The sequence below is a fragment of the Paenibacillus sp. FSL M8-0142 genome, from assembly GCF_038597315.1.
GTDB classification, from domain to species: domain Bacteria; phylum Bacillota; class Bacilli; order Paenibacillales; family Paenibacillaceae; genus Paenibacillus_AQ; species Paenibacillus_AQ lactis.
This window is the reverse complement of sequence record NZ_CP152008.1, coordinates 478849-499762: the sequence shown is the minus strand read 5'-3', so window position 1 is coordinate 499762 and position 20914 is coordinate 478849. Positions and strand designations below refer to the sequence as shown.

Below are 20914 nucleotides of genomic sequence, written 5' to 3'. Positions count from 1 at the left end.
CATACATTCAATTTTTTAGAAAAAAACACAAAAAAGCCTCACCCCTTTTCGGGTGAGGCCTGCATGTCCAATCGTATGCAAAAAGAATTAGAATAAGTTCTTATTTGGAGCGGCTTTCGGGATTCGCCTTCATCCGCATGCGGTTGATCAGGCCCAGGATCGGCCGTTTGGTCTTGCCTACAAGCCCGATAACCTCTGCGCCGATCTGCATGAAGCACATCATGACACAGATGACGACGAAGGTTACCCAGTTCGCCTCATACATGGCCGCCGAGGATTGAATGACGGCCAGAACGCCGAAGAAAGCGGCAATCACATAAATGATCAGCACCGTCTGGCGGTGGCTGAATCCAAGCTCGCGCAGGCAATGATGCAAATGGCCTTTGTCCGGCGCGAAGATCGGCTTCTTCTGAATTTTGCGGCGCACGATCGCGAAGAACGTATCCGACAGCGGCACCCCGATAATAATCAGCGGCGTAATGAACGATACGATCGCAATCTGCTTGAAGCCGAGCAAGGACAGCATGGCCAAACTGAACCCAAGGAACAGTGAGCCGGTATCCCCCATGAAAATCTTGGCGGGATGGAAGTTAAAGAACAGGAATCCGATAATTCCGCCCAAGAGCAGCAGGCAGAGCAGAGCTACGGTCGTATTTCCCATAAGGAACGCCATGACGGAAATCGTCCCGATCGCAATACCGGACACGCCCGCAGCAAGACCGTCGAGGCCGTCAATCAGGTTGATGGCATTGGTCACCCCGACAATCCAAAAGATGGTGAGCGGAATCGACACCCAGCTCTCGAGCGCCGAGTACCGGTCCTGAAACGGTATATTTACAAAATCCACAGTAATATTAAATCCGAACACGACAACGCAGGCCGCTGCAATCTGTGCCAAGAACTTGACTTTGGCCGACAGCTCAAATCGGTCATCCAGGGCTCCGATCAGTACGATCATGGAACCGCCGATCAGAAAAGCCTTCATAAAGTTGGCATCCCGCGGCGAAAGGCTATCCGGCAAGAAAGGAAGCACTGCAATGAGTCCGAGCACAAAAGCCAGATAAATGCCAAGCCCGCCGAGACGGGGCATGATTCGAGTATGAACTTTACGGGCATTCGGCACGTCGACGGCACCGATCTTGACCGCGAATTTTTTCACCAGCGGCGTAAGAACCAGAGCCAAAGCAAGCGCCACGATAAACCCGATGATGTATATCATTAACATGTAATCATTCGACCCCCAATATTGTCTACCGGTTGAATTATACTCCCTTCGGGTCCGAAATCCAATACCAATTTCCGGTGAAATCCCGGATATTCGCCATAGAAATAAGCGATTTAGCTTGTTTTCGTTACGTTTTCTCTCTCGCGCAGCACTTTCACTACAAATTTCGGCAGCGCAAGCATTCTTTTGTAACGGGAGGGCTCCTTCAGAAGCCGGTAGAACCACTCAAGGCGCAGCTTCTGAAATACCTTCGGAGCGCGCTTGAGCTTGCCGGAAATAATATCGAAGGATCCGCCGACGCCCATAACGACAGGAACCTGCAGCGCCTGCTTATGCTTGGCGATCCAAGGCTCCTGATTGTCCGCACCGCGAGCGACAAACAATATGTCCGGCGAAGCGGCCCGGATCTCCTCGATGACGGCGGCATCTTCCTCAGGTCCGAAAAATCCGTCCCGATACCCGCATATAATTGCAGCCGGATATTGCATTTGTAACCGATTGGCGGCTTCCTGAATCACTTCTGCCGTGGTTCCGAGCAAGTAAAACTTCCATCTGTAGGTTTCCCCGACCCGGAGCAATTCATGTAACAGATCGAAACCCGTAACACGTCCCTCCAGCGGATCGCCCCCTACTCCGGCAGCCCATACGATTCCGGTTCCATCCGGTACGATGATCTCGGCGCTTTGCATCATGGCTTTATACTCGGGATTATTCTCTGCGGTCATGACCATAATCGGATTGGCTGTAATGACCTGATGCGGTTTCCCGGACTTTACGGCCTCCGTCAGATATTTCACGGTATCCTTCATGTCCATCTTGGAAAATGGAACCCCGAACACGGAAACGGTTGGAAAAGGTTTTGTCTGGTTCATGATCTAATCATCCTCTGTGGCGTAAATATTCGACGATGCGGCGGGCCGGCAAAGCAGCCTCCCGCTTCAGCTCAGCGATGGGTGCTTCATGCTCCGTCACCCATGCTTGCCCGCCGTCAAGCAGCTTCACAATCTCGCTCTTCAACCTGTCCGGATCCAGAGCCTCGCTGCTTCCGACAGGTTCGCAGCCCAGCCGCTTCAAGAAATGGTCAATCTTCGGATCATAGGAGATGCCGAGCAGCGGCACACGCCGATTCGCCGCATAGATCAAGCTGTGGAGGCGCATACCGAGCACCACATCGCATCGGCTGACCTCCCTCAGCATATCCTGGGGCTGCTGCTCCTCTACATAGTAGCTGATCTCGGAGCCGTTCGACCTAACATCGCCGATCAGCTCGGCTATATACCGGGAGGCTTCCAGATCATCCGGCTTGTGGAACGGAAGGAAGCGGAGATGCACTCTTCGGCTTGCTGCCAATTCCTTCAGCCCATCCGCGATGCTCTGAAGCTCCTTGAGCTCAGGGTGCCAACGGCGAACCGAAATTCCAATCGTCGGAAGATGGCCGTCACCCTGATCAATCTGACCAGCGGATGCTCCTGCACCGGACGCCGACGGATGAGCCTCGAGCGGAGCAGCTTGTCCTTCATCCGCTGCGATCCGTCGTTCACCTTGAGTATCTTCCAGAGCCGCTCCATCCAGAACTCCATGGCTATGCTCCTGCTTGTCATCGGGGAGCGGAAGGCCCATGACCGGATCGGGAACAACCTGAATCGCATCTGCCGAAATTCCCATCGTCTGAAGGAGCTCGCCCGATTGGGTATCGCGAACAGAGATATACGAACATTTTCGGAACACCGAGCGGATCATTGGATGGAAAAGCTTTCGGTTTACCGGTCCGACGCCCTGTGCGTAAATAAACGTCGGCTTGCCCAGCCACTGGGCAATCTTCAAAATGCCAAGGTAATATGGAATCGTCTTCGGACTGGTCGCATCCTGCAGAAGGCTGCCTCCCCCGCTGATCAAACCATCGCTCTCCTTGATCGCTTGCCTGACCTCGCCCAGCCTCATCCGATGCACGGATTTCACGCCGTACATCGCCTCCGTCCATTCCGGATCGATTGAAAGGACGACCGGGTTGATGTTCACGCCGGCAGCCTGACCTTCCTGCTCGAGCGCGGTCAAAATCGACTTAAGCACGGCCTCGTCGCCGCTGTTTTTAAATCCGTAATATCCGGAAATGACTATCGTCTTAGAAGTAGTGGTGACCATCGTTTCCAGATCCTTTCTAATATCTGCCACGCCGCAATCGCAATCAAACCGATGATCAGGCCGAGTCCAAGGCCGAGCACCACGCGAATCGCCGAAATATAGATTGGCGTATGAATATGCGTAAACGTTCCGACCATCGACAACTGCCCCATGACGCCAATAATAAGCAGGTAGACCGCATGGCGGTATTTAAAGGATAGGAAGACGCCAAGCACCATCATGGGATGGGCCAGCAAAAATTCCTTGTTCCGCGGACGAACCCCAAAGGTGTTCTCCAGGAACGAGCGGAAGGCCATCTCGATCGGAGAAACAGCGCCTGCGTTGCCGGTCCGGCTTAAGTAGTACATGCCGACGATTCCAACGATGCCGGCCGCGATCACCCATGTGAGCGTAATCGGTGCCTTAAGCAGCTTCTGAATCGAGCTGTAAGTAGATCCGCCCCGGTACAACACGACATAAACGGCAATCAAGGCGATCGGTGCCGCCGCCAGAAGGCTTACGCCGCGGAACTGATCCAGTACGAGCATATAGGTCACATTGTTCAGCAGCGCAACCACGACCGGAACTGCAGCGAGCGATATGATCGTTGTTTTCACCAGCAAAACAATGGAATGCGACACTCTTCGGCCTGCGCTCATGTCCGGAATGATCTTCTGCGTATCGTTGACCTTCCGAATGGCCAGTATGACGGCAACGGTCGGCGCACTGATGGCGGCAAACAAAGCGAGTGCCTGCTCGAGCAAGGTAGGCTTGAGAACGTACAGACCTGCGCTGCCAACCAAGCCAAGCAAGAAAGCCGGTACCGTCAGGAATGGGATGTAATACGAAATCATCAGCGTGATCAAGGCGATTGCGCCTATAACCGCTCCAAGCTTGAAGTAACGCTGCATGGAGGAGTCGGTGACTTTAAACGGCTCTGCAAGCCCCATCGTAAATCCGTTGTCTTCCATCTTCTGAATCGCTTGTCCCGTACCCGTCAATGCGTCGATCAGATTATCCAACGGATGGGTGATCGATGCTTTGGTCATGTCCCGGCTCGGCTCGGCATTCAAATAAAACATGCGGATATTCCGGTCCTTTGATGCGAGCGCAAACCGGTCCCCGATGGTTTCCGGGTCAAGATTAGCATCCCGCTCACTGAGGGAATAAATACGGGTGACGTTATAATCCGTCATATAAGCAAGCTGGGTAAATCCTTTTTGCGGACGCTTAATGTTTTCGATAGCCACAAGGCCGATATTGTACTGATTCAGGAGTTTACCGAAGGCGTTCAAACTCTTCTTATCGGCATTATCATTGAAGCCCTTGGCTGCATCACCTTCAAACAAAATCCGCTTGACGCCGATATCGGAGAAATACGCCATCAGCTGCTCGACGTAAGCCTCGTCATACGGCAGACTGTCGGATAGACGCGGCACTATGGTAAAGCCCTTGTCCCGCAGCATCGCAATCGTTATCGGATCCGGCGTCATCGGTTTAATGACGGCATTGGAACGAGGCGTTTCAAGAACAAGACCGTCCACAGCCTTTTCATAGTTCCATGCTCTCACCGGAATCCCCAGTCTCGAATAGGTCTCCTCAATGATCGGCTTAATCAGAACTGCGCTTTCCTCGCTATTAAACGCAATATACGTAAAGTTCTCATTCGGCGAAATCGTCGTTCCGGTTAAATCCGCTGCTTGCTGCGCGTCATAGACGGTAATTCGGCGGGATTTCACCAGCTCGTCGAGCGTGCTCTCGTAGAGCGCCATGCTCATAACGCCATTTTCCTTCAAGCGATCCAGCTGCTCGGATATGAAATCCTCCGGCTTGGCTTGGTATACCGACACATCCAATAAATCACGGTAATCAAATACCAGTTCTACATTCTTGGATGTTGATTCTGTCTGCAGCCGGTCATAGCCCACCGGCAGAGACGCTGCAACGCCCAGAACAACCAGAATCCACAGCCACTTCCGGGCTGCCGTGTTCCAGCGTTTCCATTTCTGAACCACGAAAGTACCTCCTCATTGAACCTACAGGGTTAGCGAAGCGAAAAGCGATGCCTACAGTCTATCGGCATACGCTGCAACTCGCTTCGCTGTTAGCCTAAGTTTGTCCATCTCTAAATTCGTTTCTATTCCTTCAATCCGTCAGGCATCGACGCGAGCCATTACACGCTCAACCAGCTGTTGAATTTTCTCCTGCGCATCTGCAATGGAAGCTCCGCGAACGGCGAAATATACCTTAATCTTCGGCTCGGTGCCCGATGGTCTCAAGCAGAACCAGGAGCCGTCCTCGAGCAGATACTTCAGTACATTTTCTTTCGGCAAGCCGTCGAGACCGTTCGCGTAATCAAGCACCTGCTCGACCCGTATGCCGCCGATTTCCTGCGGAGGATCGTTGCGCCAATCTGACATTTTTGCCGCGATTTGCGCTACGCCATCCTTCCCTTTCAAGGTTCGGGACTCGAGCCTTTCCAGGAAATAACCGAACTGCTCGTACAGCTCCTGGAGTACATCATACAAGGTCTTTCCTTGTCCTTTATAGTAAGCGGCCGCTTCGCAAATCAGCATGGAAGCCAGCACCGCATCTTTATCGCGGGCATAATTGCCTGCGAGGTAGCCGTAGCTTTCCTCATAGCCGAACAAGAAGGTGTGGCTGCCGGACTGCTCAAACTGAGTCATTTTCTCGCCGATATACTTAAAGCCCGTCAACGTATTCAGCACTGCTGCTCCGTAATGCTCGGCAATGGCCGCGCCCATTTCGCTGGTTACAATCGTCTTGATAACCGCTCCATTGTTCGGCAGCTTGCCCGCATCCTTCAGCTGGCTCATCAGATAATGAATCATGATCGCACCGGACTGATTGCCGGTCAGCACGACATATTCTCCCTGACGGTTCTTAACGACGGCCCCCATGCGGTCGGCATCGGGATCGGTACCGATCAGAATATCAGCGCCCACTTCCTCGCCAAGCTTCATGGCCAGCGTAAACGCCTCGCGCTCTTCCGGGTTCGGAGACTTCACCGTGGAGAAATCGGCATCCGGCTGCTGCTGCTCCGGCACCACATAAATATGCTTGAATCCGATCGTTTCGAGGACGCGCTTAACCGGCTCATGACCCGTGCCATGCAGCGGGGTAAACACGATTTTGAAATCATCGGCAAGCCGGGATGCAATCGCCTCCCGATTCACGGAAACAGCGGCAACCGTATCGATAAAGGCTTGATCTTCAGCTTCGCCAAGCCATACGAGCAGACCCTGCGCTTCCGCTTCCTCCCTCGAAAGCTTCTTCACGGCGGCAAAGGAATCCACCTGCTGGATCAGGGCGATGACCTTCTCCGCTTCATGCGGCACCAACTGGCCTCCCTCCTGATTGTATACCTTGTAGCCGTTATACTCCGGAGGATTATGGCTGGCCGTGATTACAACTCCCGCCGAGGCACCCAGATGGCGGACGCTGAACGATAATTGCGGCGTGGAGCGCAAAGACGGATACAGCTTGGCTACAATGCCATTACCGGCAAGCACCAGAGCGGCCTCAAGCGCAAACTCCGGCGAGAAATGCCTCGAATCATGAGCGATGACCACCGAAGGCTTCCCTTCCTTTTGACCATGGGTATCGAGAATATATTGGGCGAAGCCTTGCGTAGCCCGTCCTACGGTATATTTATTCATCCGATTGCTGCCGGCGCCGATCACGCCGCGAAGTCCGCCTGTACCGAACTCCAGATCGCGGTAGAACCGCTCCTCCAGCTCACGGGTATCATTCTCCAGTGCGCGAAGCTCCCGTTTTGTCTCCTCATCGACATAAGGGTCGTTTAACCAGCGCTGAACCGTATCCTTCGTTCTCTGACTCATCTCTGACATGAAAAAAGTCTCCCTTCAAGCAAGAATTGTCTGCAAGAGGCTGTTCAAAAAGCCGTCTTTTGATCACACGGGAGTGAACATGAAGACGTAATACTGATAAAACCGACTTTTTGAACTCGCACTGCATGGGCTATTCCTTGTCCGCAAGCGCGAACATAATTTCCCCCTCGGCAACCACGCGTCCGTCGACCGTTGCTGTCGTTTTTCCTTTTCCGATCATGCCCTTCAGGCGAATGATTTCAACTTCCAATCGGAGCGTATCCCCCGGCACGACTTGACCGCGGAACCGGAAGCCGTCGATCCCTGCCAGAAATCCCAGCTTTCCGCGGTTGCTCTCCACATTGAGAATAGCGACCGCACCGACTTGTGCCAAGGCCTCCACAATAAGCACGCCCGGCATCACGGCATATTCGGGAAAATGGCCGACAAAGAACGGCTCGTTGATCGTTACGTTTTTGATACCGACCGCGCGCTTGCCGTCCTCGATCTCCACAATTTTATCAACAAGCAGAAACGGGGGGCGATGCGGAATAATCTCTTGAATCTGTTTAATATTCAACATTCTTCAAAATCCTCCTTATGTACGTACCCGCCAAGCACAGCATTTGAAAACGCGGGCCTCGAACTGACGGCTGTCTTTCGTGCTATGCTCTTGCCAGCGAGCATTAGGGTAACCTTCATTGTTCATCTCTAAGTTGAGCTTTTCTTTTCAAGTATGCATAAAAAAACGGGCATGCGGAAAAAATGATGATATCCTTCACCACTGCAGAAGTGAAGGTTTCACATAAGGGGCTTTTTTCGCAGGACAGCTTTGTCGTTGCGGAGAAGGCCCTTTTTACGCATATGTGATTTCCTCATCAAAGAACCGATGTGCAAGTCCCATCCCATTATACCGTTTTACCCTAAAAAAAGAAAACTCCCGGATTGGGAGTTTCAGCTTATATTAACACATTATTTCCATCACGTACTGCACCGGCTAAGGTGCGAAAATCAGGTCAAAAACATGCCTCCAAGTGTCCCATTTAAACACTTCGCTAAGCTCCTGCTTGCCCAGCACGACATAACCGAACGTCATGCCGCCAAACAATGCCAATATGAGCAAAATCGGGATCATGATCCGTACGGCAATTTTCCACCCGGAAGTTTTGGAGCGCGGCTTCGCTGCTTCCTTACTCTTGGATTCCGCCTTGGTTTCACGTTTCGCCCCGCTTTTCGGTTCGCTCATGATGCCCACCTACCCTCGCATAGTGTTGGCAAGGTTCATCATAGTGTCGCTCGAGCTGAGTGCCCGCGAAGCCAGCTGATAAGCCCGCTGAACTTCCATCATTTTGGTCATTTCCTCCGTCAGGTTGACGTTGGATTGCTCTACATAGCCGGACAGGACCTTGGATTTTGCCGGATCAACCGGATTTCGCGGCGTCAGGTCGAACACATCCCCTTCGGCGAGCCCGTTACCGAGCACGAACTGATTATCCCCTACGGATACAAGCCCCTCCGGACGATTCAGCTCGACCAGTTTCAATGTAGCCCCAGGTCTCCGACCAGCAGGCGTATCCAGGATGATCTGCCCGTTCTCATCGACCGCAACCTTGCCATTAGCCGGCAGCGAAATCGGACGATTATTAACGTCCAGCACCGGATAGCCCTGGGAATTCACCAGCAGCACATTCTCGGCGTTGTTCGGATCCGGCGAAACATCAAAAGCGCCTTCCCGGGTATAGACGATCGTTCCGCCTGCCTGAACGGCAAACATGGCTTGTCCCTCAATCATCAGATCGAGCGGGTTGCCGGTTTCCCGCGGAGCCCCTTGATCCATATTCATCCCGAGGGAGGATAACCTCATCCCGTAGCCAAGCGTATAGCCTAGCGGCGTTGCGCGCCCGGGCCGGTCAAAATCCTGATGATGCCGCTGCACCTGAGTCAGGACATCCTCAAAGGACGCCTCTCGCTTCTTATATCCGACTGTATTCACGTTCGCCACATTGTCTGCAATTACATCCAGCCGCTGCTGGAGCGCATTCATCGAGACCATGGCACTAATCATGGAGTTGTTCATTCCTTACCTCCTGTAGGCTTACCTAATCCTAAAACGAAATCTGCCGTCAGACCAGTTGGAGCTGCAGCCCATACTAGACTCGGCCAATCTCATTTACGGCCTTCTCCAGCGTCTTATCGTAATATTGCACGATCCGCTGATTCGTTTCATACGCCCGCAGCGCAGCATTCAATTCCACCATCGATTGCGTCGGATCCACATTGGAACCCTCGATGAAGCCTTGGCGGATCTCTCCGTTATCCGCAGCCGTCATGAAACGAACCTCGCCGTCAGGATCGGCCATGCGAAACACGCCGTTTCCTTCCCGGATCAGGCCATGAGGCTCGCTTACAATGCTAATGCCGAGGTAGGTGCCTGTCCCATTGCCGTCCGCGTCTATGATTTGCCCTTGCTCATCCACTGTAAAGTTACGGGCCGAGCCTGTCAATACAATCGGAGTGTTATTGTTATCCAGCACTTGATAACCGGCCTCGCTCAGCAGGCTGCCATCCGGGTCAACACGGAAGCTCCCGTTACGGGTATAACGGATATCCCCATTCTCGTTCCGAACGGTGAAAAAGCCTTCCGGCCGGTAAATAACGTCCCCATTCTCGTCCACATATCGACCCGAGGCGTCGAATTCATAATTCTCCCCCGTGGCCGGATTCTGGACGTTGAAGGATGATACCAGCGCAAAATCCGTGCTTTTCCCGGTCTCGCGTAGCGCTCCCTCGGTATATAAGGAGATGCTCTCCTCCGCATAGACACCGGTGTTAAACTTGCCGAGCTTCCGGTTCGAATTGGAGGGATCGTTTCCGCCGATCATGGAGACGAGCACTTCCGGGAATGAGCGCTGTACGCTATTGACCGCCTTATAACCGGTCGTGTTCAGGTTCGCAATGTTTTGGGTCACGGTATTGTGGCGCTGCTCCTGGGTCATCATCCCTGAAGCTGCGGTATAAAGTCCTCTTAACAATGAAGACACTTCCTTCCATATTAACGAATGTTAAGAACCCGGATGTCCAGCCATGGAGTTGGCATATTCTTCGCTGCTTGTACACCGGTCCTTATCCAGATCCAGTCATCCTATCATCAATATAGATGAACAAACGAATTGGATATCGGGCAAGCACGTAAAATGTTCCTACAATCGCTGTTGCTTCCGGATTTCTTGTTCTTATCAATTCAACAAGGTAGAAATCCGGTCACAAAGGCGACCACTACCGTTTCTTCGGAATCATCATTTTTCTCCCTTGCCTGTATCTCATTCTTTAGTACATCCTATATTTATATCGGAAGGTTAGAATTTTTTCTTAACGACCTTGTCCAAATTATCCAGCATAATGCCCGTTCCCTTAACCACACAGTGCATCGGATCCTCCGCAACGAGAACCGGTACCCGGAGCTCCTCTGTAAGCAGCTCGTCCAATCCGTGAAGCAGTGCGCCCCCGCCTGTCAAAATGACGCCGCGGTCGATAATGTCAGCCGACAGCTCCGGCGGTGTGCGTTCCAATACGGACTTGGCGGCCAGCACGATCGAGGATACCGGATCCCATAGCGCCTCCTGTACCTCTTCGGAGGATACCGTTACGGTTAACGGGAGTCCCGATACCATATCCCGCCCCCGGATGTCCATTTCCGCTTGCCGTCCCCCCGGACGAACGGTGCCGATCGCAACCTTGAGATCTTCCGCCGTACGTTCACCGATCAATAATTTATATTTATGCTTAATGTACTTCGTGATCGCTTCGTCGAACTTGTCCCCCGCGACTTTAATCGAAGAAGCGGTGACAACATCGCCCATGGACAGGACGGCCACATCTGTCGTGCCGCCCCCAATGTCCACAACCATGTTACCGCTAGGCTGAAAAATATCCATGCCAGCGCCGATGGCCGCTGCCTTCGGCTCTTCTTCCAGGAACACATCTCTGGCGCCGCTGCGCTCAGCCGCTTCCCGAATCGCCTTCTGCTCCACCGACGTAATATTCGTCGGCGCGCAGATCAGGATACGGGGCCGGCTGTGCCAGCTGCGCGCCCCCACGCGATCAATAAAATACTTCAGCATCATTTCCGTTATGTCGAAGTCGGCGATGACCCCGTCCCTCAGCGGGCGGATCGCCGTAATGTTGCCGGGAGTGCGTCCGACCATACGCCGAGCTTCCTCACCGACCGCAAGGACCCTCTTCATGTCGGTCTCAATCGTGACTACGGAAGGTTCGTCTAACACTACCCCCTTCCCCTTAACGTGAATTAGCACGTTTGCCGTCCCTAGATCGATTCCTATATCCTTGCTCAACATCATGAAAAGCCCCCAAAGTGTTATTTTATGGTAAAGAGTCCTCATTCACTGCCCCGATATTCAATCGACAATTTCCAGCAATCCATGATAATTTACGGCAAGGCAGGTCCCATGATTCGATCCTATACCAGCATTTAACATATCATACTTTAGGGGAGGGATTCAACGTCATTCTAGCGACCTAAGCACTATTTCTCAGGATTTTGCCGTGGCCACCGGTTCACGATTGCTGCCGGATTTTTTGTACTTGATCTTCGTGGCTTCCCCGCCTCTTAGATGGCGGATGGATTTGTGGTATTCGAGAATGTGCTTCACCTGATCCGCCAGATCCGGGTTAATTTCCGGCAGACGTTCGGTTAAGTCCTTATGCACCGTGCTTTTGGACACGCCAAATTCTTTGGCTATAGTTCGAACCGTATGCCTCGTTTCCACGATACAGCGTCCGATTTTAATGGTCCGCTCTTTGATGTAATCGTGCACGCTCCCGCCTCCCTACTGTGTGGATAGTTTGGTACATTATATGAGGGGCATGACGGGATATTCGCGGTTTCACGGGCTGACAAGCTTAAGCAGACCCATTTATTTTCTGGACATGCCGGGACGAGGCCGGACCAAAAGCACGAAAACGCAAGGCGCAGCAAGGGTTGGACTTGCCTTCACAGCACGCTAGGAGGGGCAGCCGGATCCCCCGTTATGTTTCACCGGATATCCACGGCCCCATATGCTTTTCCTTCGGGACTTATTCGTAAAAAATCAACCGATCCTACAGGGTATGAAGGCGAATCTTTGTCCATCAGCTGCTGCTGCCTTTCAATATGTCTTGGTTCATTTCAAGCAGATAAAAAAAGGACAGGATCTGAATCCTGTCCGGTGTCGAGCGCGGTGGGCGCCGTTAGCATAATATTCAAATTATTTTTGCGGGAGCAGCTTCTCCGGGTTCACCAGCTTATCGCCTTCATACACCTCGAAGTGCAGATGATTACCGAGGTCCTTCTCAAGCTCATTGCGGCCGGCGGTAGCAATCGCATCGCCCTGCTTCACTTCAGCACCCTCGGAAACCTTCACCTCATTCAAGCTCTGGTACACGGTTCTCGTGTCACCCGATGTAACTTCCACCACGTTGCCGTTCAGCGGATGATTCTCCACGCGTGTCACTTTACCGGAAAGCGCGGCTCTGACTTCAAATGCTTGATCGTCGGCGGTCGCCAGATCAATCCCCAGGTTCGGGCTGAAGGTGTCGTTATATTGCACCATCGCCTCTTGATGCGTTTCCGGGGACTCCTCATCGAAGTAAGGCTTAACCACACTTACCGCAACGTCATCTGCTACAGGCCAAATCATCGATTGCGCATTCGCGGTCACTTCAACAGCTTCTCCGTCTTTGCCTTCCGCAGCCGGCGTCTCCGAACCTACTACCGATCCAGATACCGTACTGTTTTCCTCTTGTGGCTTCAGCGTTTTTTGGCTGGCGTCCTGGTAGACCCACACGAGGGTTAGTATAATTGCCGCTGCTGCTAAGTATGCTGCCGGGAACACCCACCGTTTGGATAATGCTTTCTTCCACGAAGACGACGTTGCCGACGAATCTCCCTGCACAGTTTTAGGAGCTTCTTCGTGGGGTTTAGTATTTTTGTTTTGTTCATTCATTTGCAATCACCTCAGTAACCTATTGTTACCGGGGGGAAATCTTTTATACGTTATCTCACTATTATTTTTTTAAGAGGTTGTTCAAAAAGTCGTCCTTTGATCACGAAGTGAATCAAGAAGTAACTCGGCATCGAATCTTGAATTCAGCCGGGCCTATGCAGATGCTTCCGAAGCATGTTTCCTGCGGAAACATTTCAGGTGCTCACGTACCTAAAACGTACGCTCTGCTCCTCAGTCCCTGGCTTCATTCAACCTTCTCGGTGCTGAAAATCCGACTTTTTGAACTCTCTTTTAAAGACAGAAGATTGGAAGTTTGGTCAAACGAAATATCCGTATAGTAGTGCTTCAGGATGTCCTGGGCCTTGTAGCCTTCCCGGGCCATCCCTTCGGCCCCGTACTGGCTCATGCCAACCCCATGCCCGTTGCCGTAGGTCGTAATCTCGATTTTCCCGTCTATCATCTTAAAGCTGAATTGGCTGGATTTCAGCCCAAGCTTCTCTCTCACTTCACGCCCCGTAAACGTCTTGCCTCCAACCTTCAGTCTCTCGATCCGATGACCTTCCGTATATGAAAGAATCTTCACGATCGGCGAACCGCTCCCCTGCCCGCCTGCCGATACCGGAACTGCGCCATCCGTAAGCCCTAGCTTGTCTATGAACTCCGCTCGGGACATTGTTACGGTCGTTTTATACTTTGGTGAAATCTTGACATCCCACGGGCTCTCCACGCTTCGCAGATAGGGAATCTCATTCTTCCAATAATCCTCTGAATTTTCCGTAAAGCCGTTGCTTGTCGAGAAAAAAGAAGCCGTAATCGGCTCTCCTTGGTAGGTCATGACCATTCCCCTCGTCTCGTCCACGGCCCGTTTGAGCTTCGCCAGCTCCGCTTCCTTCCCTGCTTGCTTCCATTCCTTCTCCAGCTGATCCTGAGACAGATAGGCCTGGTGGCTAATCGTATCCGTCACCACGGCCTTGGGGTCCGGTACGCCGCTGCGGTCACCGGACAACAGCCGCTGCACGATATAGGTCCGTGCAGCGATCGCCTGCGCCTTGAGTGCCTCCGGCTGGAATTCCGCCGGCATTTCGGCGGCGAGTACGCCGACCAGGTAGGTTTCCAGCGGGAGCTCCTCCACGGTGTCCGTCCGCGTTAGATAGACGGACACCGTGGGCTCCTCCGCCGCCTGCGGCTCGGCGGAAGGTACGGGCGCCGGGCCCGGCGGGAGCGGCTCTGGCTGGCCGTTGCCGGGGGCAACGACCAGCAGCGGCAGCGCAAGCGCCAGGGCCAGGAGCCCGGCTATGGCCCAGACGGCAGGGTGCACCCGCACCCGCCGTCTTCCGGCCGCCGGGCGGCGCCGCGCGGCAAAGCCGCGGCGCCACAGCCCCCGGGGCCGCGCACGGAACGTGCGGCCCCCGCGGGGGCGCGGCCGTCCGCCGCCGCAGTGCGCGGCGGCCCGGCCGCGGGCTGCGGGCCATGCGGCATGGCCGCCGGCCCGCCAGGGTCCGGCGCAGCGCCGTGCGGTGCGCGTGCGCCAGCGGGGCTGCCGGGCGGCGGCGTCTGCGCCGCCCGAAGGGGCCGGCCGGACTTGCCGGAGGCGTCCGGCCCGCCGGGGCCTCGGTGCCCGCGCTGCCCCTGTGCCGGCTCGTATTGTTCCTCCTCGAGCCGGCCGGGCGAAGGGCGGCCCCCCTGGGCCTGCGGCTCAGGGGCTTCCGGGAACGCCCACTTCAATACCGGTGCGGCCGCGCCTTCCGTGAATTCATGATACGCCTTAACATCATCCTCATTCGCTTGCACCGCCGGACCCAAAACTTGTTCCTTATCTGAAAGATGGACATTCATCCGATACTTGGAATCTTTCATTTGCGTTTCCCTCCTGACTTCGCTCTTCCAGCACTTTCGTTTCTACCTTTCGTACGCTCTACTTTATCTGTATGAAGCGAAGGGAATTGCTAGAACTGTTCTGAGAGAAAAGAAAGGGAATCAAATGGGGAGAAAGCTGTCGGTATGAGAAACGGGGAGAGATCCTCTATCTGAGATCACATTCTTGTACGGGGCCATCAATAAATAAGAACAACCAATGTCATATAAGAAGCTCCATTCCTACTTGTGAGCCCCATTATTGACGCTGCTTGAAAAATTAGATGGCATAGGCCTCCATACGCTTGCTTCAGTTATCTTTTTTATTACTAAAACATAACGCCTTACCAGTGATGAGAGTTCTTGCTGGATCGACGGAGAATACGAAAGCTCGCTGGACATAACAATTCTCCTAGAACTTCAGTAACGTTTCCGCTAGACCCACGCGATTCCGGATTAATCGAGCATATGCTCCGATCCATAAACCATCCGGAAAGAAAGATCCCTGCGCGTTTCCTGCAGCTGCGATTACTGCCTGGCCAAGTGCCTTTGCCGATTTGCGCATTTTTTGATATATAAACGACAAATGGCCTTGCCCTCAGGCAAAGCCATTTGCTACTCCGCATTAAATTCATGAATCTTGAATTAGAGAGTCTTCAAAAAACGAGGTCATTAAGCCCAGGTAGGCTGAACATTAAACAGTTTGCTGTCTTCCGCGTCGTCCGCAGGCTTCTTCGAAGCCTTCTCGGTGCCCGGCTCCTCCGTGGAAATTCTCCAAATGTCTGCGCCAAGACCCGACAGCTTCTCGGCCAAATTGACATAGCCGCGGTCGATATGCTGAACGCCGCCAACCTCCGTCGTGCCTTCCGATACCAAACCGGCCAGGATCAGAGCAGCTCCCGCACGCAAATCGGTAGCGGTCACTTTGGCTCCCTTCAGCTTGGCTCCACCGGTAACGATGGCAGAACGTCCCTCAACCTTGATTTCCGCATTCATCAGTTGGAACTCATCCACATGCATAAAGCGGTTCTCAAATACGGTTTCCGTCACGACACTTGTACCTTCCGACACCAACAGAAGCGCCATCATCTGAGACTGCATATCCGTCGGGAAGCCAGGATAAGGCAGCGTCTTAACGTCTACCGATTTCAGCGGTTTGTCCGCAATAACGCGAATGCCGTTCTCATCCGGCAGGATCGTAACACCCATCTCCTCCATTTTGGAGATCACTGGCCCCAAATGATCCGCAATTGCACCCTCGACGTACACATCGCCCCCGGTAATCGCGGCGGCAGCCATAAATGTGCCTGCCTCAATCCGATCCGGTATGACATGATGCTTCACGCCGTGCAGCTGCTCGACTCCCTCGATCCGGATAATCCCTGTTCCGGCACCGCGAACTTTAGCGCCCATGGCATTCAAGTAATTCGCCAAATCGACAATTTCCGGCTCTTTCGCCGCATTTTCGATAACCGTGACACCTTCAGCCAAGGTTGCGGCCATCATAATATTTTCCGTTGCGCCTACGCTTGCGACGTCCAGATATATCTTCGCGCCGCGAAGCTTACCATTGCTCTTTGCTTCGATATATCCTTGTCCGAGGCTGATCTCAGCCCCGAGTGCTTCAAATCCTTTTAAATGCTGATCGATCGGTCTTGTGCCAATCGCGCAGCCCCCCGGAAGAGAAATCCGGGTTTGTCCGCAGCGTGCAAGCAAAGGTCCCATGACCAAAAAAGACGCCCGCATCTTCCGCACCCACTCATAAGGTGCTTCACATGTCGTTATGTGCTCTGCATTCACACGAATGACTTCATCCTGATATGTAATGCCTGCACCAAGCGACTCCAATACTTTACTGATTGTAATTACATCGTCAAGAGGAGGAGCGTCAATAATAACACTTTCCCCAACTTCCCCTAGTAGAGAGGCAGCGATGATCGGAAGAACTGAATTTTTTGCTCCGCTGACTTTGACGCTTCCGGTCAGTCTTTTGCCACCGCGGACGATAAATTTGCTCATCATGGTTTCCCTCCGCGTCCATAATATTCCTCAAGCATAGTTGTAGTGCATTTCCTTGCTAATTCCCTAAATTTCATCTTATCATTGTTATTTTCCGCTAAACAAGCGATCTTTGAACTATTTATGACATCTGATACGGCGTTTAGTCCAGGAACTGAAAAACTCATGATGCACTTCCAAGACGCATCTGTTATCCACAGTATGGACCTATCGAAAGGTACCACGACTGACATGCAATTGTCAATGTGTAACCATTACCGGGAGAACAAGATAGTCCGGAAGTCATATCGTCCGCCCGATCGAATCCTTAACCTCAGTGTTCACATAATAAAATGTGTTTATTCGACATCTTCTTCAAGCAACCTAACAGAGATATAACCATTCGCACAATCATTCAAACAGGGGAGATATTTACAAATACCTAACCTTATGTACGGTTCAAAATTTCTTTCCCTAAGCTTGATGATGATACGCCGTTCACTCTTGCTTTAAAGCATATATCGGATCATTTGACTCCATGTAATATAGTCAATTAGAAATTCAGCAACAAAACGTCCTAATACGATGGCTAGCAGCAGATGCAGAAGCTTCCCCTGCGGTCCCTTCGGATGTCGGACGACCAAATCCAGTTTCAGATGTTGTAACGCCCACCATGCCAACGCAATACAAGCCAGGGAAACGATAATGGACATTAGTCCGTTAACCCCTACAGCACCGGAAATTGAATTGGATAAATCCTGATTCATGTCCCCTCCTCCATTCTTCAATTATCTGCCCATAAGGCTCGACTATTCTATAATACTTTGCCCGGACCGAAGAATCCAGCACTTTCTATCCGACATTTCCTCGGAAATAATAAAGATTGTCGACAAGATGATCAAATGTTCGGTCCAACGCAATTAGCAGAAGTCTAATCCCGGTATTGGCGTTTCTATTATGAACATTCATATTATGCGTATTTCCTCACAATTTAGCCTGTAACATCAACTATTCGCCTAGAATATACCATTGTTTGATCTTTTGCTCATGGAACTATAATCCTTTTCTGATTAATTCGATTTCCAAATACTAGTAAAAATTGTTTTAAGTTCTTCCCTATGCAACAGTAATTATCCGTCACAAAAGATGCCGTATGCTTAAGCTCCCATTGCAGCACTCCCTCAAATTGCCTGTAGCTCCTGGAAGTGTTTTGCTCTCCCATGCCTGCAGTTCATCTTCTCCTATGCGTTCTATTGAATCTGTCTTAAGCTCTTTTTTTATGAAAAAAGCCTTGTTTTGATTCTTTGGTCACATGATTTCATTTATGAAAAAGAACCTCATTTCGAGGTTCCCATTGAAATTTCGGCTATTTATTTCTTTCAATTATACTGCCGTGGCAATATGAATCGTTCCGAAAGCAGGCACTGTTCCCGTCAGAAGCGCGGCCACCAACAAGTTGTCGACTGTGAGACTAAGACTGTTAAATCCAGGAATAACATAAGTGGTTACCGGTTCATTGACGCGGGTTAGGACGAGCCCCACGGCTCCTTCAGAAAAGTTGTTGACGATTATGGTGGCAGGATCGCCTCCTGTCAGGTTTTCGTAATAGGATTTACCGACTTGCGGCGCCAAATCAAATATTTGTTCCGGAAGCAATATAGCCATTGGAGTTACCTCCTCTCCTATTGGATGCTACAGTTTATGCTACGAATCTAGCAAAAGTTATGGATATTTGGTGCCTTATACCGGCATATTTTCATAGATTCATAATTTCCCCCTATCCGTTGGCTGATATTGTAGCTTGGGTCTAATCGTTCTGTAGCTTCTCCGTTTTTCGCGCAAAATAAAAAAGACAGCCCGCCGCAATAGCATTGCAGCCAAGCTGTCTGTACGATTAACCTTGGGTTACCTTAATCCGGTTCATCGCTCTTTGCAGAGCGAGCTCTGCACGGCGATGGTCGATTTCGTCCTGTCTTCCTTTCGCGTTCAAGCGGGCTTGCGCGCGCTCTTTCGCGGCTTCTGCACGCTCCCGATCGATTTCGTTCGCTCGCTCGGCGCTTTCAGCCAGGATGACAACCTTATCTTTGCGGACTTCGACGAACCCGCCTTGTACCGCAAACGGGGTGCGTTCATTACCGATCTTCACATAGACAGGAGCTATCTGAAGAGGCGTCACGAAAGGAATATGCCCAGGCAAAATGCCCAGCTCCCCTTCCACCCCGCGCACCGTAACACTGTTCACTTGCTCGGAATAAACGACGCGGTCCGGTGTTACGATTTCCAACAAAAAGGTGCTCACTTCCATCCCTCCTCACCGTTATCCGCGAATCACTCGCATACCAGGCTGCATGGCTGCAGCCCGATATGGTCAGATACACCCGCGAAGGTGTCCGGCTTACAGTGTTTTCGCTTTTTCAACTGCCTCTTCAATCGTGCCTACGAACAGGAAGGCAGCTTCAGGAAGGTGATCGTGCTTGCCTTCCAGAATTTCTTTGAAGCTGCGAATCGTTTCTTTAACCGGCACGTATTTACCCGGCATGCCGTTGAACTGCTCCGCAACGTGGAATGGCTGGGACAGGAAGCGCTGAACGCGACGTGCACGAGCAACGATCGCCTTGTCTTCCTCGCTCAGCTCATCCATACCGAGGATGGCAATGATATCTTGAAGCTCGTTGTAGCGGGCAAGAATTTGCTTAACGCCTTGAGCGACATTGTAATGCTCTTCGCCTACGACTTCCGGAGTCAGAATCCGGGAGCTGGAAGCGAGCGGATCTACCGCTGGATAGATACCCATCTCGGAGATCTTACGCTCCAGGTTTGTCGTAGCATCCAAGTGAGCAAACGTTGTTGCAGGAGCCGGGTCCGTGTAGTCATCCGCAGGTACGTAAATCGCCTGGATGGACGTTACCGATCCTTTTTTCGTTGATGTGATCCGCTCTTGCAGACGTCCCATTTCGGTTGCCAGCGTTGGCTGGTAACCTACCGCGGACGGCATCCGTCCAAGGAGGGCGGATACTTCGGAACCCGCTTGCGTGAAGCGGAAGATGTTATCGATAAACAGAAGCACGTCCTTACCTTCTTGATCACGGAAATATTCCGCCATCGTCAGACCGGTCAAGGCTACGCGAAGACGTGCGCCCGGCGGCTCGTTCATCTGTCCGAATACCATGGCAGTTTTGCTGATAACGCCGGAATCGCTCATTTCATGATACAGGTCGTTACCTTCACGGGTACGTTCACCAACACCTGCGAATACGGAGATACCGCCGTGCTCCTGCGCGATGTTGTTGATCAGTTCCTGGATGGCAACCGTTTTACCTACACCCGCACCACCGAACAGACCGATTTTACCACCCTTTTGGTATGGAGCCAGCAGGTCGATAACTTTAATACCGGTTTCCAGCATCTCCGCTTGCGTCGAAAGCTCGTCGTAAGCAGGAGCTTCGCGGTGGATTGGATTGTTAACCTCGGAAACAACGTCTCCCGCATTGTCGATAGGCTCGCCAAGTACGTTAAATACACGGCCAAGCGTTGGGGCACCAACAGGTACCGTGATCGGAGCACCCAGGTCGACTGCTTCGATTCCGCGTACCAGTCCGTCTGTGGAGGACATTGCGATACAACGTACCAGATTGTCGCCCAGATGGTTAGCTACTTCCAGAGTCAGGTTTATAGAACGGCCGCCTTCCAATGCGCCTTCAATTTTGATGGCGTTAAAGATCTCGGGAAGATGACCGCGTTCGAATTCAATGTCAACAACAGCACCTTGAATGCTGACAACGCGTCCTTTTTTCATTGTTTGATTTTCCCTCCTACACACTCACTATGGCAAGTGCTCTTCTTAAACCGCATATTTCATGATC

18 protein-coding genes are annotated in these 20914 nt (G+C 52.1%); all 18 read right to left on the bottom strand.

Features of this window, described 5'->3' with window-relative positions:
• Positions 1–100 precede the first annotated feature (100 nt).
• The 18 genes from NSQ46_RS02175 to atpD all read right to left on the bottom strand — a co-directional run bounded on the left by NSQ46_RS02175 (position 101) and on the right by atpD (position 20847).
• Complete coding sequence (locus tag NSQ46_RS02175; RefSeq protein WP_007133265.1) at positions 101–1225, bottom strand: MraY family glycosyltransferase; 1125 nt, start codon at positions 1223–1225, stop codon at positions 101–103.
• Positions 1226–1338: 113 nt separating this feature from the next.
• On the bottom strand, positions 1339–2097 hold the full coding sequence (locus NSQ46_RS02170) for a WecB/TagA/CpsF family glycosyltransferase (RefSeq protein ID WP_007133266.1): 759 nt from the start codon (positions 2095–2097) through the stop codon (positions 1339–1341).
• A 7-nt stretch (positions 2098–2104) separates the two neighbouring features.
• Positions 2105–3367 carry a polysaccharide pyruvyl transferase CsaB gene (csaB, locus tag NSQ46_RS02165; protein ID WP_340898662.1) on the bottom strand — a complete coding sequence of 421 codons (1263 nt, stop codon included), beginning with the start codon at positions 3365–3367 and terminating at the stop codon, positions 2105–2107.
• Positions 3340–5361: a DUF5693 family protein gene (locus NSQ46_RS02160; RefSeq protein WP_144868384.1), complete on the bottom strand. Its 2022-nt coding sequence runs from the start codon at positions 5359–5361 to the stop codon at positions 3340–3342. Before NSQ46_RS02160 ends, csaB begins: the two co-directional genes overlap by 28 nt.
• A gap of 138 nt (positions 5362–5499) precedes the next feature.
• The gene (locus NSQ46_RS02155; protein ID WP_028405635.1) at positions 5500–7218 is read right to left on the bottom strand and encodes a phospho-sugar mutase; all 1719 of its coding nucleotides are present in this window, start codon (positions 7216–7218) and stop codon (positions 5500–5502) included.
• A gap of 130 nt (positions 7219–7348) precedes the next feature.
• Positions 7349–7780, bottom strand: a complete 432-nt coding sequence (gene fabZ, locus NSQ46_RS02150) for a 3-hydroxyacyl-ACP dehydratase FabZ (protein ID WP_342576247.1) — start codon at positions 7778–7780, stop codon at positions 7349–7351.
• Positions 7781–8194: 414 nt separating this feature from the next.
• Positions 8195–8443 carry a DNA-directed RNA polymerase subunit beta gene (locus tag NSQ46_RS02145; protein ID WP_007133271.1) on the bottom strand — a complete coding sequence of 83 codons (249 nt, stop codon included), beginning with the start codon at positions 8441–8443 and terminating at the stop codon, positions 8195–8197.
• Between the two features lie 9 nt (positions 8444–8452).
• On the bottom strand, positions 8453–9274 hold the full coding sequence (locus NSQ46_RS02140) for a flagellar hook-basal body protein (RefSeq protein ID WP_007133272.1): 822 nt from the start codon (positions 9272–9274) through the stop codon (positions 8453–8455).
• A 73-nt stretch (positions 9275–9347) separates the two neighbouring features.
• Positions 9348–10229, bottom strand: a complete 882-nt coding sequence (locus tag NSQ46_RS02135; protein ID WP_007133273.1) for a flagellar hook-basal body protein — start codon at positions 10227–10229, stop codon at positions 9348–9350.
• A gap of 324 nt (positions 10230–10553) precedes the next feature.
• Entirely contained in the window at positions 10554–11552 is a 999-nt protein-coding gene (locus NSQ46_RS02130) for a rod shape-determining protein (RefSeq protein ID WP_028405638.1), read from the bottom strand.
• A gap of 195 nt (positions 11553–11747) precedes the next feature.
• Positions 11748–12032, bottom strand: a complete 285-nt coding sequence (spoIIID, locus tag NSQ46_RS02125) for a sporulation transcriptional regulator SpoIIID (protein ID WP_007133275.1) — start codon at positions 12030–12032, stop codon at positions 11748–11750.
• A 429-nt stretch (positions 12033–12461) separates the two neighbouring features.
• Positions 12462–13199 carry a M23 family metallopeptidase gene (locus NSQ46_RS02120; protein ID WP_028405639.1) on the bottom strand — a complete coding sequence of 246 codons (738 nt, stop codon included), beginning with the start codon at positions 13197–13199 and terminating at the stop codon, positions 12462–12464.
• Positions 13200–13443: 244 nt separating this feature from the next.
• The gene (spoIID, locus tag NSQ46_RS02115) at positions 13444–14523 is read right to left on the bottom strand and encodes a stage II sporulation protein D (protein ID WP_340898651.1); all 1080 of its coding nucleotides are present in this window, start codon (positions 14521–14523) and stop codon (positions 13444–13446) included.
• Positions 14524–15725: 1202 nt separating this feature from the next.
• Positions 15726–17072, bottom strand: coding sequence for a UDP-N-acetylglucosamine 1-carboxyvinyltransferase (gene murA / locus NSQ46_RS02110; RefSeq protein WP_028405641.1), 1347 nt, complete (start codon positions 17070–17072; stop codon positions 15726–15728).
• 488 nt (positions 17073–17560) lie between these two features.
• Complete coding sequence (locus NSQ46_RS02105; protein WP_007128772.1) at positions 17561–17818, bottom strand: DUF1146 family protein; 258 nt, start codon at positions 17816–17818, stop codon at positions 17561–17563.
• A 616-nt stretch (positions 17819–18434) separates the two neighbouring features.
• Positions 18435–18716: a hypothetical protein gene (locus tag NSQ46_RS02100; RefSeq protein WP_007128773.1), complete on the bottom strand. Its 282-nt coding sequence runs from the start codon at positions 18714–18716 to the stop codon at positions 18435–18437.
• Between the two features lie 229 nt (positions 18717–18945).
• Positions 18946–19350, bottom strand: a complete 405-nt coding sequence (locus NSQ46_RS02095) for a F0F1 ATP synthase subunit epsilon (RefSeq protein WP_007128774.1) — start codon at positions 19348–19350, stop codon at positions 18946–18948.
• 96 nt (positions 19351–19446) lie between these two features.
• Entirely contained in the window at positions 19447–20847 is a 1401-nt protein-coding gene (gene atpD / locus NSQ46_RS02090; protein WP_007128775.1) for a F0F1 ATP synthase subunit beta, read from the bottom strand.
• Between the last annotated feature and the right edge of the window lie 67 nt (positions 20848–20914).